16 protein-coding genes are annotated in these 15,021 nt (G+C 62.4%); 4 read left to right on the top strand and 12 right to left on the bottom strand.

The window, feature by feature from the left end:
- Nucleotides 1-3 precede the first annotated feature (3 nt).
- From ACGYK4_RS14560 to guaA, 5 genes are all read right to left on the bottom strand, one after another.
- Nucleotides 4-936: a DMT family transporter gene (locus tag ACGYK4_RS14560; RefSeq protein ID WP_394457140.1), complete on the bottom strand. Its 933-nt coding sequence runs from the start codon at nt 934-936 to the stop codon at nt 4-6.
- 111 nt (nt 937-1,047) lie between these two features.
- Nucleotides 1,048-2,148, bottom strand: coding sequence for an OmpP1/FadL family transporter (locus ACGYK4_RS14555; protein ID WP_394407544.1), 1,101 nt, complete (start codon nt 2,146-2,148; stop codon nt 1,048-1,050).
- A gap of 121 nt (nt 2,149-2,269) precedes the next feature.
- Complete coding sequence (locus ACGYK4_RS14550; RefSeq protein ID WP_394457138.1) at nt 2,270-3,139, bottom strand: DMT family transporter; 870 nt, start codon at nt 3,137-3,139, stop codon at nt 2,270-2,272.
- Entirely contained in the window at nt 3,136-3,414 is a 279-nt protein-coding gene (locus tag ACGYK4_RS14545) for a putative quinol monooxygenase (protein WP_394409041.1), read from the bottom strand. Before ACGYK4_RS14545 ends, ACGYK4_RS14550 begins: the two co-directional genes overlap by 4 nt.
- A gap of 2 nt (nt 3,415-3,416) precedes the next feature.
- Nucleotides 3,417-4,979 carry a glutamine-hydrolyzing GMP synthase gene (gene guaA, locus ACGYK4_RS14540; protein ID WP_067266859.1) on the bottom strand — a complete coding sequence of 521 codons (1,563 nt, stop codon included), beginning with the start codon at nt 4,977-4,979 and terminating at the stop codon, nt 3,417-3,419.
- A gap of 199 nt (nt 4,980-5,178) precedes the next feature.
- On the opposite strand from guaA, the gene ACGYK4_RS14535 reads away from it, so the two are divergent.
- Nucleotides 5,179-6,717 carry a trimethylamine methyltransferase family protein gene (locus tag ACGYK4_RS14535; protein WP_394457136.1) on the top strand — a complete coding sequence of 513 codons (1,539 nt, stop codon included), beginning with the start codon at nt 5,179-5,181 and terminating at the stop codon, nt 6,715-6,717.
- 35 nt (nt 6,718-6,752) lie between these two features.
- On the opposite strand, the gene ACGYK4_RS14530 is transcribed toward ACGYK4_RS14535, so the two are convergent.
- Entirely contained in the window at nt 6,753-7,049 is a 297-nt protein-coding gene (locus ACGYK4_RS14530) for a DUF6477 family protein (RefSeq protein ID WP_271687411.1), read from the bottom strand.
- Nucleotides 7,050-7,328: 279 nt separating this feature from the next.
- On the opposite strand from ACGYK4_RS14530, the gene ACGYK4_RS14525 reads away from it, so the two are divergent.
- Entirely contained in the window at nt 7,329-8,417 is a 1,089-nt protein-coding gene (locus ACGYK4_RS14525) for a DUF6456 domain-containing protein (RefSeq protein ID WP_394457216.1), read from the top strand.
- Between the two features lie 56 nt (nt 8,418-8,473).
- On the opposite strand, the gene ACGYK4_RS14520 is transcribed toward ACGYK4_RS14525, so the two are convergent.
- Complete coding sequence (locus tag ACGYK4_RS14520; RefSeq protein WP_394457134.1) at nt 8,474-9,970, bottom strand: catalase; 1,497 nt, start codon at nt 9,968-9,970, stop codon at nt 8,474-8,476.
- 95 nt (nt 9,971-10,065) lie between these two features.
- Between ACGYK4_RS14520 and ACGYK4_RS14515 the strand changes: the two genes are divergently transcribed.
- On the top strand, nt 10,066-10,983 hold the full coding sequence (locus ACGYK4_RS14515; RefSeq protein WP_394457132.1) for a LysR substrate-binding domain-containing protein: 918 nt from the start codon (nt 10,066-10,068) through the stop codon (nt 10,981-10,983).
- A gap of 66 nt (nt 10,984-11,049) precedes the next feature.
- On the opposite strand, the gene ACGYK4_RS14510 is transcribed toward ACGYK4_RS14515, so the two are convergent.
- Nucleotides 11,050-11,598, bottom strand: coding sequence for a peroxiredoxin (locus ACGYK4_RS14510; protein WP_394457130.1), 549 nt, complete (start codon nt 11,596-11,598; stop codon nt 11,050-11,052).
- Nucleotides 11,599-11,840: 242 nt separating this feature from the next.
- Between ACGYK4_RS14510 and lipA the strand changes: the two genes are divergently transcribed.
- Entirely contained in the window at nt 11,841-12,794 is a 954-nt protein-coding gene (gene lipA / locus ACGYK4_RS14505; protein WP_271687409.1) for a lipoyl synthase, read from the top strand.
- Nucleotides 12,795-12,814: 20 nt separating this feature from the next.
- On the opposite strand, the gene ACGYK4_RS14500 is transcribed toward lipA, so the two are convergent.
- The 4 genes from ACGYK4_RS14500 to hpt form a co-directional block, all read right to left on the bottom strand.
- Nucleotides 12,815-13,702 (bottom strand): c-type cytochrome, encoded by an 888-nt coding sequence (locus ACGYK4_RS14500; RefSeq protein ID WP_394457129.1) that lies wholly within the window; start codon nt 13,700-13,702, stop codon nt 12,815-12,817.
- Between the two features lie 3 nt (nt 13,703-13,705).
- Entirely contained in the window at nt 13,706-14,185 is a 480-nt protein-coding gene (locus tag ACGYK4_RS14495; RefSeq protein ID WP_168613458.1) for a cytochrome c, read from the bottom strand.
- Between the two features lie 113 nt (nt 14,186-14,298).
- Nucleotides 14,299-14,454, bottom strand: coding sequence for a hypothetical protein (locus ACGYK4_RS14490; RefSeq protein ID WP_394457218.1), 156 nt, complete (start codon nt 14,452-14,454; stop codon nt 14,299-14,301).
- The gene (hpt, locus tag ACGYK4_RS14485; protein WP_067264049.1) at nt 14,451-14,987 is read right to left on the bottom strand and encodes a hypoxanthine phosphoribosyltransferase; all 537 of its coding nucleotides are present in this window, start codon (nt 14,985-14,987) and stop codon (nt 14,451-14,453) included. The genes ACGYK4_RS14490 and hpt overlap by 4 nt, the downstream gene beginning before the upstream one ends.
- Between the last annotated feature and the right edge of the window lie 34 nt (nt 14,988-15,021).

Genomic DNA, 15,021 nt, shown 5'->3' with positions numbered 1-15,021 from the left:
AGGTTAAGTGCTTCGTTTCCCCTGACTACCCCAGTGTTTGACCAGACGCCAGATGCGGCCATCGAGCACCAGAAGCCCGAGTGCGAGAAGGGCGAAACCCCCATAGGCGGTGGGGCGCAGGGTCTCATCACGCAGCCATGCGCCCAGCAGGATCGCCACGGGGGCGACCAGCAGTGTCACCAACATCAGGTTGCTGCTGCCCGCCATGCCAAGCACGCGGTAATAGAGCAGATAGGCCAGCGCCGTCGCGGCCAGCGCGTAATAGGCGATGGCGACGAGCGTGGCGGGGGCGAGCTTGAGCGTCAGCGGTCCCTCCGCCACCCATGCCAGCGGCAGCATGATCAGCGTGGCGCCGGTGAGCATCCCGGCGGCGGCCAGTTGCGGCGGCTGGCCCGGCAGCAGTTTGCGCGCGCAGACCCCGGCCATGGCATAGGACATCGCACCGCCCAGCACGGCCAGTTGTGCAAGGCTGCCGAGGTCGAAATTCGTGAGATTTTCCAGACCGATGGCGGTACTGACACCCGCGAAGCCAAGGCAGACGCCAATCGCCTTGCGCGGGGTGATCCGCTCATCCGCCAGAAAGATGGCGGCGGCCAGCACGCCAAAGATCGCGGTGGCGGCATTGAGGATCGAGGTCAGCCCCGAGGGGATGTGCAGCTGCCCCCATGCCATCAGCGAGAAGGGGATCACATTGTTCAAAAGCCCCATCAGCAGGAAGGCCGCCCAGATGCGCGGGTCGCGCGGCAGTGGCAGGCGCATGGTGGCGACGGCCGCCCAAAGCACCAACATCGCCCAGAACACCCGATGCGCAACCGATGTCAGCGGCCCGATCTCATCCAAGGCCACCCGCACGGCGACAAAGGACGCGCCCCAGAGCAGGGCGAGAAAGCCCATTTCGATCCAAGCGCGCGGGGGGATGGTTTTCTGTGCGATCATAGCTCGGGTTTAGGCCGTTCGGTGGATCGGCACGACCCGAAAGATGCGCATTCATAAAAAAACGCCGCCCGAGGGTCTCGGGCGGCGTAATATCGATTGTTCTGGTGTGGATTAGAAGGTGAAGCCTACTTTCACACCAAAGGCTAGAGCATCGTTGTCTTCGAACTCGCCCGATGCATTCACACCGTTCAAAGTCGTCTCTGCATCACCGATGTTGACGTAGCGCACGCCGGTGGTGATTTTCATGTTGTCACGGGTATAGACGGCAGCCAGAGCGAGGCTCTTGTTGCCATCGGTCGGCCCGAGGTTGGAGGCGAACCCGCCGTTAGACTTCTCATAGCCGACAGAGGCCGAGACCGACCAGTTGTCGTTCAGACGGCGGCCGACGCCGAGCGAGTAGGTGAAAACGTCGTCATCGTAGCTGACCAGCGAGCCACCGGTCGCGCCTTGGTACTGGGCCGGCGTGATGTCGAAGGAGGACCAATCGACCCAACGGATACCACCGAAGAGCAATGTGTCAGCAGCGATGCCGGTCTGGAAATCAAGGTTCACCGACTGCGGGGTTTCGATTTCGGTCGTGCTCATGACGGCGCCGAACTCGGTCGTGTCGACCTCGTGGTCGATGCTGGAATTATAGGTCAGCGCGACACGCATGGCGATGTCGGGGCGCTCATAGGCGACACCCGCAACATAGCCGACGCCGGTGTCACGCTCGCCGTTCACCGTATAGCCGGCGACGAAGGGCACAGCTGCGACCGCTTCGATGGTCTGGACGCGCAGACCGCCGTGAACGCTGAAGTTCTCGTTCATGCGATAACGCAGCAGGCCGGTAATCGCGTGGCTTTCCAGATCCGCTTGGGCACCTTGTGCATAGTAGCCGGTGGGCGTGGGGTAATCGACATCCGCGCCGAACGGCTGATCGTAGATGATCGCATAGGACAGCTTGTCGTTGATGTCGGCCTTATAGGCTGCGCCAAACTGGAGATAGCTGGAGGTCATATCGCCGGAGCTTACATTCGACAGCGATGGCGGCGGCACCGCCATTGTCGACGTACCACTGGTGGATGGATCGATATGCCCAAAGCTGAATTCGGCATAGCGCCCGCTTTCAAACAGGGCATTGATGGATTGGCCCGACCGATCGATGCCGCCAGCTTGAACGATTGCCGTAGATGCCAACAGTGCCGGAATTGCCAAGAAATAGGTTTTCATTTGCTTTCCTCCCAAAACTTCTGTGCGGTTCCTCCCCGGCACAGGTTAGAAACGATCTAAGCGGATTGCTGCCGTTTGCGTCAATCACTGACCTTGGGTCAGGTTGAAATCTGCGCAAACATTACCTTGGGTGTGCTTTGCGGGTCTCAAACCAGATGTTGAGGTAGTTGCCAGCAAAGATGATCGCGGCCCCGACGAAGACCCAGACATCCAGTGCTTCGGCATAGAGCAGCATCCCGACCACGGCGATGGCCGGAAGGCGGACAAAATCGATCGGCACCACCACGGTTGCAGGGGCGAGGCTGAGTGCGTTGGTCAGGCAGTAATGCGCCAGCAGCCCGCAGGCGCCGACCAGCAGCAGGAAGGGCATCGTCTCAGCCGTGGGGCTGGCGATATCGCCATCGTAGCCCGCCGCGATCAGGCCGAACAGCAGTTGCAACGTGGTGAGGTAGAAGAGGATCGTGGTGATCCCTTGGGTGCGCGTCAGCCGCTTGGTCAGCACATTGGTCAGGGCAAAGAAGACGGCGCATCCCGCCGCCGCCAGAATGCCGGTGTTGAGGTTGCCGATATCGGGGCGCGCCACGATCAGGATGCCGATGAACCCCAGGACGGCGGCCAGCGCCCGTGTCGCGGTCAGCCGTTCGCCCAGTAGGAAAATCGACAGGGCGATGACCCATAGGGGCGATGTGAACTCCAACGCGAAGACCTGCGCCAGCGGGATCAGCGACACGGCGAGGAACCACAGGTTCTGCCCGGTGAAATGCGCAAGGTTGCGCAGCAGTTGAAGGCCGAAGTTGCGGGTGTTGATCTGCCGCCACGCGCCCGTGGCCCCGGCAAGCGACAGGACGATGATCACGCCAATCACGCTGCGGTAAAGCATCACCTCGAAAGTGTCGAACCGCGCCGAGAGTTCGCGCCCCGCCACGGCCATGGTAGAGAATGATCCGATGGAGCCGATCATCCAGAGTGCAGCGCGAAAGGTGGGGCTCATGTGGTTTCTGTGATCTGATAGTCGCGGGCGATCCCGGCGGTGAGCCGCGCCCAGTCCGATGCTACGGCACGGGCCTGGTGCGCCTCAAAGGCCGCGCGGTCGGTGAAAAGCTCCGACACCTGCCAGACTAGGGGATCGTCGGTCGGGGTCACGTCGAAGCTAAGGCAGCCCGGCTCGGCCCGGGTGAGACGCAGATGCGCGTCAAGCCCTGCGCGCACCCGGTCCGCCTCGGCCCGGGTGGCGCAGCGTAGGTGGCCGGTTAGGGCCACCCGCATTTTTATTCCCACTCGATGGTGCCCGGAGGTTTCGAGGTGATGTCATAGGTAACGCGATTGATGCCCGGCACCTCGTTGATGATCCGCGTGGCGGTTTCACCAAGGAAATCATGCGAGAAGGGGTAGTAATCCGCCGTCATCCCATCCACCGAGGTCACCGCACGCAGGGCGCAGGCGAAGTCATAGGTCCGGCCATCGCCCATCACGCCCACAGTGCGCACCGGCAGGATCGCCACGAAGGCCTGCCAGATATCGTCATAAAGCCCATGGCGGCGGATCTGGTCGATATAGACCGCATCGGCTTCGCGCAGGATGTCGAGTTTCTCGCGGGTGATCTCACCGGGGCAGCGGATCGCAAGACCCGGCCCGGGGAAGGGGTGGCGACCGATGAAGGAGGGCGGCAGGCCCAACTCGCGGCCAAGCTCGCGCACCTCGTCTTTGAAAAGTTCGCGCAGCGGCTCGACCAGCTTCAGGCCCATCTTTTCAGGCAGGCCGCCGACGTTGTGGTGGCTCTTGATCGTTACAGAAGGCCCACCGGAGAAGGAAACGCTCTCGATCACATCGGGGTAGAGCGTGCCTTGGGCGAGGAAGGTCGCATCGCCCACTTCCTTGGCGTGTTTCTGGAACACGTCGATGAAGAGTTTGCCGATGATCTTGCGCTTGGTCTCGGGGTCCGAGACGCCGTCGAGCTCGCCCAAGAACAGTTCCTGCTCATCCGCATGGATCAGCGGCATGTTGTAATGATCGCGGAACATGGTGACGACCTCTTCGGCCTCACCCTTGCGCAGCAGGCCATGGTCGACGAAGACGCAAGTCAGCTGGTCGCCGATCGCCTCATGGATCAGCACGGCAGCCACGGAGCTGTCGACACCGCCCGAGAGACCACAGATCACCTTCTGGTCGCCAACCTGCTCGCGGATCGCGGCAATGGCTTCCTCACGGTAGGCGCTCATGGTCCAGTCGCCCTTGAAGCCCGCCAAACGCACGAAGTTCTCGTATAGGCGCGGGCCGTTGGGGGTGTGGTGCACCTCGGGGTGGAACTGCACGGCGTAGAAGTGACGTTCAACATCGGCGGTAATGGCGAAGGGCGCGTTGGGGGAGGTGCCATAGACCTCGAACCCCGGGGCGATTTTGCTGACGTGGTCACCATGGCTCATCCAGACCTGTTCGCGGTCGGTGGCGAACCAGCCTTCCAGCAGATCGAGCTGTTGCCCGGTGGGGGTGACAAAGGCCCGCCCGAACTCAGCGGTGCCATGGCCGCGCTCCACATGGCCGCCGAGGCAATGCATCATCACCTGCTGGCCATAGCAGATGCCAAGGATTGGCACGCCCAGTTCAAAAACAGCCTGCGGCGGACGCGGCGCGCCTTCGGCAAACACCGAGGACGGGCCACCCGACAGGATCACCGCCTTAGGCGCGAATTCCTTGAGGAAGGCTTCGTCCACCGTGTTGAACGGGTGGATTTCGCAAAAGACATTCAGCTCCCGCAGGCGACGCGCGATAAGCTGCGTGACCTGGCTGCCGAAGTCGATGATGAGAAGGCGGTCATGGGTGATATCTGTCATGGGGCTGTGATTAGGCCCGTGCGCGCGCTCTGGCAAGTCTCTAGCAGGCCGAAGACCGGTGCCGCCCGCGTTTAATTCACGCAAGTGGCGCGGGGACGGCACGCGATGTCGCTTTTTGCCGCTAGGGGGCGTTATCCGCGCGAAGCGCCTGCCGGGAATGGGGTAGTGACTGGCCAAGACTTGCGGGAAGGATAGAGCAATGGCGGAATCAGCACGACGGGCACGCGGCGGTGGTGGTGCGGCAAGACGCGCGGCACGCACAGCCGTCTCTTTCGAGACAGCGCGCTATATCGAACGGAATATCCCGAACTTCGAAGTGCTGACCGAAGAGGCGCTGGAGATCATCGAACAGAACGCCGATGCGGTGCTGGAAGAGATCGGCGTGAACTTTCCCGACAACCCCGAGGCATTGGCGCTCTGGCGTGAGGCCGGGGCCGATGTTCAGGGGGAGCGGGTGCGTATCCCACGGGGGTTGGCACGCAAGCTTTGTTGCACCGCGCCTTCGACGATTACCCAAGTGGCACGCAACCGGGATCGGGATGTGGTAATCGGGGGGAGGAACCTTGTCCTCGCCCCCGTCTATGGCCCGCCCTTCGTGCGCGATGCCGCAGGGGGGCGGCGCTATGCCACGATGGCGGATTTCGAGAAGTTCGTGAAGCTGGGCTATATGTCCAAATGGCTGCACCACTCGGGGGGGACGGTATGCGAGCCGACGGATATCCCGGTGAACAAACGTCACCTTGATATGCTGCATGCCCATATGACGCTGAGCGACAAACCCTTCATGGGATCGGTGACCGAACCCAGCCGCGCGCAGGATTCCGTCGACATGTGCGGTATTCTGTTCGGTAAGGACTTCGTGCAGGAAAACACGGTGATGACCTCGCTCATCAACATCAACTCGCCGATGACGTTTGACGATGTGATGATGGGCGCGCTCAAGGTCTATGCCGAGAACAATCAGGCCTGCATCATCTCGCCCTTCATCGTGGGCGGTGCCATGGCCCCGGTGAGTGTGGCGGGCACGCTGACACAGGTCTTGGCCGAGACGCTGGCGGGCATCGCCTATAGCCAGTTGGTCCGCCCCGGGGCGCCGGTGATCATGGGGGCTTTCGTCACCTCCATCGACATGAACAGCGGCGCGCCCACATTCGGCACGCCCGAGGCTGCGCATATCACATATGGCGCTGGGCAGCTGGCCCGCAGGCTCAACCTGCCGTACCGCAGCGCCGGGTCCTTCACCGGCTCGAAACTGCCCGATGCGCAGGCGGCCTATGAGACCTCGAACAGCCTGAACATGGGGCTGCTTTCGGGGGTGAACTTCATGCTGCACGCCTGTGGCTGGCTGGAAGGGGGTCTTGTTTCCTCTTTCGAGAAATTCGTCATGGATGCGGATCAACTGGGCACGTTGCATCACCTTGCCCGTGGGGTGGAGATCGACGTGAACGCGCAGGCCATGGACGCGATCCGCGAAGTGGGGCCTGGGGGGCATTACCTTGGCTGCGCCCATACGCAGAGTAATTTCCGCGATGCCTTTTGGAAGTCGGATCTGTTGGACTACAAACCCTTTGAGACATGGTCGGACGAGGGCGCGCGCGACACGCAGAGCCTTGCCACCGCGCGGGTCGAAAAGATGCTGGCCGACTACCAGCAGCCCGCGCTGGATCCAGCCATTCGCGAAGCGCTCGATGCCTTTGTCGCGACCCGTAAGGCGGCGGAACCCGATAGTTTTAGCTAAGGCTTTGCGGCGGGGGCGATCCCCCGCATCGCAATTCAGGCGCTGGGCATCATCGCGGCCTTCAGGAACCGTGCCTCGCCAACCATGGCAATAAGAACATCCACATGGCGGATCAGGCTATAGCTTGCATCCGCCGTCTTGCGCTGGGTGTCCAACGCGGCCTCGATCTCGATCAGTTTGATCAGCGCGGTGCCGTGGCGTGGCAATATGCCAAAGCCCAGTATCCGTGGCAAATGGGTGCCGCGGCGGTAGTCCTCGGCCCCGATGCGGGCGGCCCGCATCAGCAGGCGCGGGCGGTGAAGTTTTTGCAACATGGTCAGTAGATCTTGCATCACACTCTCCGATTTCTAAGGGGTGAATCACCCCGGATCGGCGAAGTGTCTCACAACCCTTCCGGGTGTTGCGTGTTGCGGGTTCCCGGCGGACGGCGCCTTTCGATGGCGTTTACCTTTTGGAAACAATCATTGCCAAATGCGACGATTTTAACGAACGGGTAACCAAAACATCCATAGGTTGTGAATAACTCTGGGGATAACTCACCCAGCTTGGGGACCCGCCAAAATGGAAGTGGCAGTCAATTGAAGGCGCATCACCAAATTCAACAGTCCGTCCTGCCGGGATGGGTGCCGCACGGAGCCCTGCATTACCTCGCACATACGGAGACCGGCGCCCCGATCCGGGCCTTGGCACGCCAAGCTGGCTGTCATGCCTCGACCATCATGCGTCAAATTCGCCGTATCGAGACACGGCGCGACGATCCGCTGGTGGATGCCGCCCTGCGCAGGCTCGGGGCGGTGCGGCGCGCCTTGGATTGTACTGCTGGCCCCCCAGCAGGAAAGACAGCGACAATGATGAAACCCGCCGCCCCCCTTCTTGACGAAGACACTTTCGCCGCCGAGGCGCTGCGCGTCCTACGGCGCCTGCATGAGGCAGGCGCGATCCTTGCCGTGGCCGAAGGGATGGAAAAGGCCGTCGTCCTGCGCGAGGCGGACACCGGCCCCGGCGCGCGCACCGCCGTGGTGGATAGCGCCGTGGCGCAGGCGATGGCATTGAAAGATTGGATCGCGCCGGGCAGCACAGGCCGGGTGACGCGCTATCATATCACCAGCGCGGGGCGCGCGGCGCTGCGGCGCATGCTTGAAGAGCAGGGCGCAGCCGCAGACGGCTTTGCCGAAGATCAGACCGCCTTTCTGGGCGGGCCCGACGCGCCCGCCGCAGACTTGGGCGCAGATGCGGATACGGCCCCGCGCCGTGGCCGCTATTGCCTGTCCGAAAGCCCGCTTTCGACCCTCGCCCGGCGGCGCGACAAATCCGGCGCGCCCTTCTTGAACGAGGGGCTGGTCCATGCGGGCGAAAGGCTGCGCGAAGATTTCGAACTGGCGCAGATGGGTGGTGAGGTTACGCAGAACTGGGACCACTTTCTGACCCCCGGCGCCAAACCCAGCGGCCGGCGTGACGGGGCCGGCGCCATGGCCGCGGCGGAGGCGCGCAAGAGGGTGGCCGATGCCATGGCCGACCTCGGCCCCGGCCTGTCGGACGTGGTGCTGCGCTGTTGCTGCTATCTGGAGGGGTTGGAGACCACCGAAAAACGGCTCGGTTGGTCAGCGCGTTCGGGCAAGATCGTGCTTCGGATCGCACTCATGCGGCTGAAACGGCACTACGATGAAACCGTGGGGCCGGGTGGCCCAATGATCGGGTAAATGCTGGTCGGGTAAAGAAGGGGCGGCAGGATGATAACCCGGCCGCCCCCGTTGTTTTAGTCTGCGACCTTCGTCGGCGTCTCATCTGTGACCGAGATCGCGACTTCGTCTTTCTCGCAAGCGGCACGCACACCGGCGGCATAGTCGGGGTGCACTTTCTCAAGCACCGCATACCAGCGTTCTTTCACCGATTGCGAACAGGGCGCCATGGCACCGGCCATGTTCTCGTGCAGACGGTCACGCTGCGCTTGATCGAACACCTCGGTATAGAGCTTGCGCGGCTGGACGTAATCGGCATCCGCCTCTTCCTGCACATAGCGGTCCGCATCGCCCGAGATGCGCAGCGGTGGTTCTTGCACCGATGGATCGGGGCGGACCGAGCCTTCGTATTGGTTCGGCTCGTAATAGGCATCCGGGTGGCCGGTCTGCTGCGGGAAGAACCGCATCGCGCCGTCCTTGTGGTAGTGATGCATCGGCGCGGCCTTGGGCGCGTTCACGGGCAGGGCCTCGTAATGCGTACCAAGACGGTAGCGGTGCGCATCCGCATAGGAGAATACCCGCGCCTGCAACATCTTATCGGGCGAGAAGCCGATGCCGGGGATTTTGTTCGACGGCGAATAGGCGGCGTTCTCGATGCTCTGGAAGTAGTTGTCAGGGTTGCGGTTGAACTCCAACATGCCGACGGGGATCAGCGGGTAATCCGCATGCGGCCAAACCTTGGTCAGGTCGAAGGGGTTGAAGCCGCAGGTCTCGGCCTCTTCCTCGGGCATGACTTGGATGTTCAGCTCCCATTTCGGGTAGTCGCCGCCTTCGATCGCGTTGAAGAGATCCTCTTGGAAGTTCTCACGGGTCGACCCGATCAGCTTTTCCGCATCCTCATTGGTGCGGTTGCGGATTTCCTGCTGGCAGCGGAAGTGGAACTTTACCCAGTGACGCTCGCCCTTGGCGTTCCACATCGAATAGGTGTGGCTGCCATAGCCGTGCATATGCATCGGGTTCACCGGAATGCCCCGGTCGGACATCAGGATGGTGACCTGGTGCACACATTCGGGCTGCGCCGCCCAGAAGTCGAACATCGCCTCGGGCGAGCGCAGGTTGGTGCGCGGGTGGCGTTTCTGGGTGCGGATGAAGTCTGGGAATTTATAGGCATCGCGGACAAAGAAGATCGGGGTGTTGTTGCCCACAACGTCCCAGTTGCCCTCTTCGGTGTAGAATTTCACCGAGAAGCCGCGCACGTCACGCTCACTGTCGGCGGCGCCAAGCTCGCCCGCCACGGTGGACCAGCGCGAAATGATTTCGCAGGTCTTGCCCACTTCGGAGAAGATCGCAGCACAGCTATATTGACTGATGTCATGGGTGACGGTGAAGGTGCCCTCGGCGCCCCAGCCCTTGGCGTGAACGGCACGCTCAGGGATCCGCTCGCGGTTCTGATGGGCGAGCTTCTCGATCAATTGGTAGTCGTCCAGCAGGACCGGGCCACGGGCGCCCGCGGTCTTGCTGGTGTCGTTTGTCGGCATCGGTGCGCCGGCGGTGGTGGTGAGACGCTTGCTCATCTTGGGTTCCCCTCGGTTACTGTCTGACAGGAAGATGATCGATTCCGCCCATAATTTCCAATTGCAGTTTTATAAAATTGCGATAGGTAAAAGTTATGAGCTTTACCCTGAAACAACTCGAATACTTTCGGGCGCTGGCGACCTTGGGCAACTTCGGGCGGGCGGCGGAGGCGAGCAATATCTCCCAGCCCGCGCTTTCGGTGCAGATCCGGACGCTAGAGGAAACGCTCGGCGGGCGGTTGATCGAACGACAAAGCCGCGCCTCGGTGCTGACACCCTTGGGCCGGGAAGTGCTGACCCGCGCGGAGGATATCCTGCGCCGCGCCAAGCTGTTGGAGGCCACGGCGCGAGAGCAGGTCGGGCTGGCGGGCACGCTGAACCTTGGCCTGATACCGACCGTCGCGCCCTATCTCTTGCCTGGCGTGCTGGCCGCGTTGCGGGCGCAGGATATCTCGCTTCGGGTCGAGGTACGCGAGGCGCAGACGGATCAATTGCTGGCCGATCTGCGCGCCGGGGCGCTGGATGCGGCGGTGATGGCGGTGCCCTCTGGCGAAACGGGCCTCGCCGAGGTGCCGCTTTTCGAGGATCGCTTTCTGCTGGCCGGGTCTGCCGACCGGATGGCGGGGGCGGATGTCGCCCGCCCGACCGATCTGGCCCGCACGCCGCTGATGTTGCTGGAGGATGGGCACTGCCTCACCGATCAGGCGCTGGAGGTTTGCCAGCGCGACCGCACGCAGGCGGGCATTCACACCGGGGCGTCCTCCCTCGCCACGCTGTCGCGGCTGGTGGAGGCGGGGTTTGGCATGACCCTGATGCCCGAAATCGCCGCCAAGACCGAGCTTGATGCCGCACCGGGCCTGCGCCTGCACCGTTTCGGCGCGCCGGAACCTGCGCGGCAAATCGGGCTCGTCCGCCGGGCTGGCACGCCGGGCAGCGGTTGGGCGGCGCAATTGGCCGAGACGCTGAAAGAAGTGGGGGAGGGGCTGACCGGAGAACTGCGCGCGAAATACTAGGCGCGGGCAGGGCAGCGGGGTCAAAGGGACCGGGCCAAATGGCCCGATCCGGTCACGCAAAGGGGCTTAGGCCGCTTCGGTTTGCTTTTGGTTTTCGAGGTATTCCAGCAGGGTCTCGGGGCTGGAAACGCCATAGGGGTCTTCGTCGTGGTTGTCACGGATGCCGGGCTCTTCGAACCATGCTTCGATCTGACCATCGTTCACGATTGCCGCATAGCGCCAGCTGCGCGGGCCGAAGCCAAGGTTGTCTTTGGCGACCAACATGCCCATGCGGCGGGTGAATTCGCCCGAACCGTCAGGGATCACGTCGATGTTCTGGACGCCCTGCATCTCTTTCCACTTGTTCATGACAAAGCTGTCGTTGACCGACAGGCAATAGATCGCGTCGATGCCATGCTCTTGGAAGGCAGCGAAATTGTTCTCAAACCCGGGCAGCTGGTAGGTGCTGCAGGTCGGGGTGAAGGCACCGGGGAGGGAGAAGAGCACAACGCGCTTGCCTTTGAAGAAATCATCGCTGGTCTTGTCTTCCCAGCGGAAGGGGTTGGACCCTTCGATGCTTTCGTCGCGCACGCGCGTCTTGAAGGTGACGTTGGGGACATTGATACCGGGTTTCATCGCGTCTCTCTTTCTCGGATTGGAATCTTTGTGGCTTGGTAGCCCATATAGGAAGCCTCGGCAACTCTCGCAATGCTGCAACTGCATTGTAATTTTACGTTTACATATCAACGTTCTAAATCAACGATCTAGGGCGATGCCGCCTGTGCATGGCAGCCTTGTCGCGGGGGCGTATGCAGTAGGTGGCCATCGGGTTAAGGACTGTGATAAACAGGGCGCGACACAATGATCAGAGGCCCCCGATGCGCGATCTGAAGATACCCGAACAGCGCCACCCCGAGAAGGCGCGCAAGCCTGACAACGCCCAGCCGAAAAAACCGAGCTGGATCAGGGTCAAAGCGCCCGGCGGCAAAGGCTATGCCGAGACTGCGCGCATCATGCGCGACAACAAGCTGACCACGGTCTGCGAAGAGGCGGGCTGCCCCAATGTCGGCGAATGCTGGTCTCAGGGCCACGCCACGATGATGATCATGGGCGAGGTTTGTACCCGGGCCTGTACCTTCTGCAACATCGCCACCGGCAAGCCGCCCGAAGCGCTGGACGTGTTCGAGCCGGGACGCGTGGCCGATGCGGTCGCCAAACTGGGGCTGAACCATGTGGTCATCACGAGCGTTGACCGAGACGATATCGAGGACGGCGGGGCGGAGCATTTCGCCCAGACCATCCGCGCCGTGCGTCACCGCAGCCCCGATACGACGATCGAAATCCTGACGCCCGATTTCATCCGCTGCGGCCCCGAAGCCCTTGAAAAGGTTGTCGAAGCGCGCCCCGATGTGTTCAACCACAACCTCGAAACCGTGCCGGGCCTTTACCCCGAGGTACGCCCCGGCGCGCGCTACTTCCACTCCCTCCGCCTGCTTCAGCGGGTAAAGGAGTTGGATCCCTCGATGTTCACCAAATCGGGCATCATGGTAGGTTTGGGCGAAGATCGCCAAGCGGTCATTCAGGTCATGGAAGACATGCGCGCTGCCGACATCGATTTCCTGACCATCGGCCAGTACCTACAGCCGACACCCAAACACCATGCGCTGGACCGTTTCGTCACCCCCGAAGAGTTTACCTCTTACGAAAAGGCGGCCTACGGCAAGGGCTTCCTCATGGTCTCGGCCACGCCGCTGACGCGGTCGAGCTACCACGCGGGCGACGATTTTGCGCGTCTGCGCGAGGCGCGGAACCGCAAGCTGGGGATTGCCTGATTGAAAAGACGCGCCCGGCGTTAACCGCCGGGCAGGGCTTTAAGGTAGGCCGCAATCGCTTCGCGGTCGCTTTCGGGGAGCTGCGCGAGGTTACTGACCACCTCGGCCATCTCACCGCCCGCGCTGTCGTATTCCGGCGTGAAGCCGGAGGTGAAATAGGCGACGAGATCGGCCTTTGACCAATCAAGCTGATCCGGTGTGATGCCGGGAATACGCCCCTTGCCCGAAGGGTTCGGCGCGCCGGTCAGCCAAGCTTCACGGTCGAGCGCGCCCAAAGCGTTGCGCGGCGTATGGCATTCACCGCAATGGGCCAGCCCTTCGACCAGATAGCGCCCTCGTTCGACCTCAGCATCGGGCAGGTCGCTCAGCACGAAATCATCATGTGAGAACAGCACCTTCCATGCGCCAAGCCCGCGGCGGATATTGAAGGGGAACCCCACCTCATGCGGCATGCTCGGCGTATCCGAGGTGGGCAGGGTCTGCATATAGGCAAAAAGGTCCACCACATCCTGCGGGGCGAGGTGTTGGTAGGCGGTGTATGGAAAGGCGGGGTAATAATGCTGCCCCTCGGGCGAGACGCCCCGCGTCACGGCGCGGGCGAACTCCGGCAGGGTCCAGTCACCGATGCCCTGCTCTGGATCGGGGGAGATATTGGGCGCGTGGAAGGTGCCGAAATCACTGGCGAAGGGCAGCCCCCCGGCCAGCACCAGCCTCTTATCCTCTTCACTTTCGGGCGCGGCGTGGCAGGAAACGCAGCCGCCGGCGGCAAAGACCAGCGCGCCCGCCTCTGGGTCCGGGGTGAGCCCCGCACCATAGGACGGCTCAAGCGGATCGGGCCGGGTGAGAGCCCAGCCAAGGGCCGCGCCGAGAGCGGCACAGCCCAGCAGTACTGGTATGACCCGTCGCAAGGATCAGTTCTTGGGGCCGCGGTAATCGTCATGGCAAGCGCCGCAAGCCTTGCCGATTGCGCCCATGCCCGCCCTCAGCGCATCCAGATCGGTGCCCGCGGCCTCGATCATATCCGCGCTGGCGGTTTCCAGCGCCATCAGCGCTTCGTTGAACCCTTCGGCATCGCTCCAGATTTCGGCCTTGGCGCGGGAACCTTCGACAGCGCCTTGCTCGGTCCCTTCAAGCCAGAGGGTGCCCGGGGCGAAACCGGCGGCGGCGTTCAGATTGGTCGCGGCGGCGGTGGCCGTCTCGGCGTTATACTCCGTCTCGCCCTTGGCCATGCCGCCCAGAATGCCGGTATGATAGGCAATCAGTTGCATCTGCGCGTGGCGCGCGTTCACCGCCGCACTGGCGGCTTTCTCACTATGGCTGGCGGCGAAGCCTGCGGTGGCAATCAGAGCGGCGCTGATACCAATGGCGGTAATGCTTTTGGTCAAATGCATGGTCATCTCCCTTTTCTTGCCGCAGCGTAACATGGCAAGGGCAGGTCGCAAAAAACAAAAATGTGATCAGCGGGATAAGGCTGCGGGCAGGGTCAGAACCGGCGAGGGATACGCTATGCCGTGGCCCAGTCAGGCCAGTAGCCCAGCCATTCGACAAGCCCCACGGCCAAGGCCGCCGCGATGATCGCGAAGATTACGATCACCCGTTTCGTCGACGGTGGATTGCGCGCCCATTGGGACATGCGCAGCAGCCACCGCGGGTCCATCACGTAAAGCGGACTTTCCCGATGAAGGGCAGGTTGCGGTCGCGTTGGGCAAAGTCGATGCCATAGCCCACAACGAATTCATCGGGGATTTCAAAGCCGGTCCAATCCGCCTTCAGGTCGACCTCACGCCGGGTGGGTTTGTCGAGCAGGGCGATGGACTTCAACCGCGCAGGCTCACGCGAGCGCAGCAGGTTGGTGACATGATGCAGCGTGTGGCCAGTGTCGACGATATCTTCGACGACCAGTACGTCGCGCCCTTCGATGGCGCCGCGCAAGTCTTTGAGAATACGCACCTCACGGCTGCTCTCCATGCCGTCGCCATAGCTGGAGGCTTCGAGGAAATCGACTTCGATCGGCAGGTCCAACTCGCGCACCAGATCGGCGATAAAGACGAAAGAGCCGCGCAGCAGGCCGACCACGACCAATTTATCGGTGCCGTTGAATTCACCGTGAATCTCACGGCAAAGATCTTCGATCCGCGCCGCGATGGCCTTGGCCGAGATCATTTCGTCGATGACATAAGGCCCGTGTGCCATGGTTTTGCCCTTGAATCTGCGGGGTTGAGACGTG

The organism is Sulfitobacter sp. 1A13368, from assembly GCF_043557275.1.
In the GTDB taxonomy this organism is placed as follows: Bacteria; Pseudomonadota; Alphaproteobacteria; order Rhodobacterales; family Rhodobacteraceae; genus Sulfitobacter; species Sulfitobacter faviae.
The sequence above is the reverse complement of the archived record's forward strand: the minus strand, read 5'-3'. Positions and strand labels throughout refer to the sequence as shown.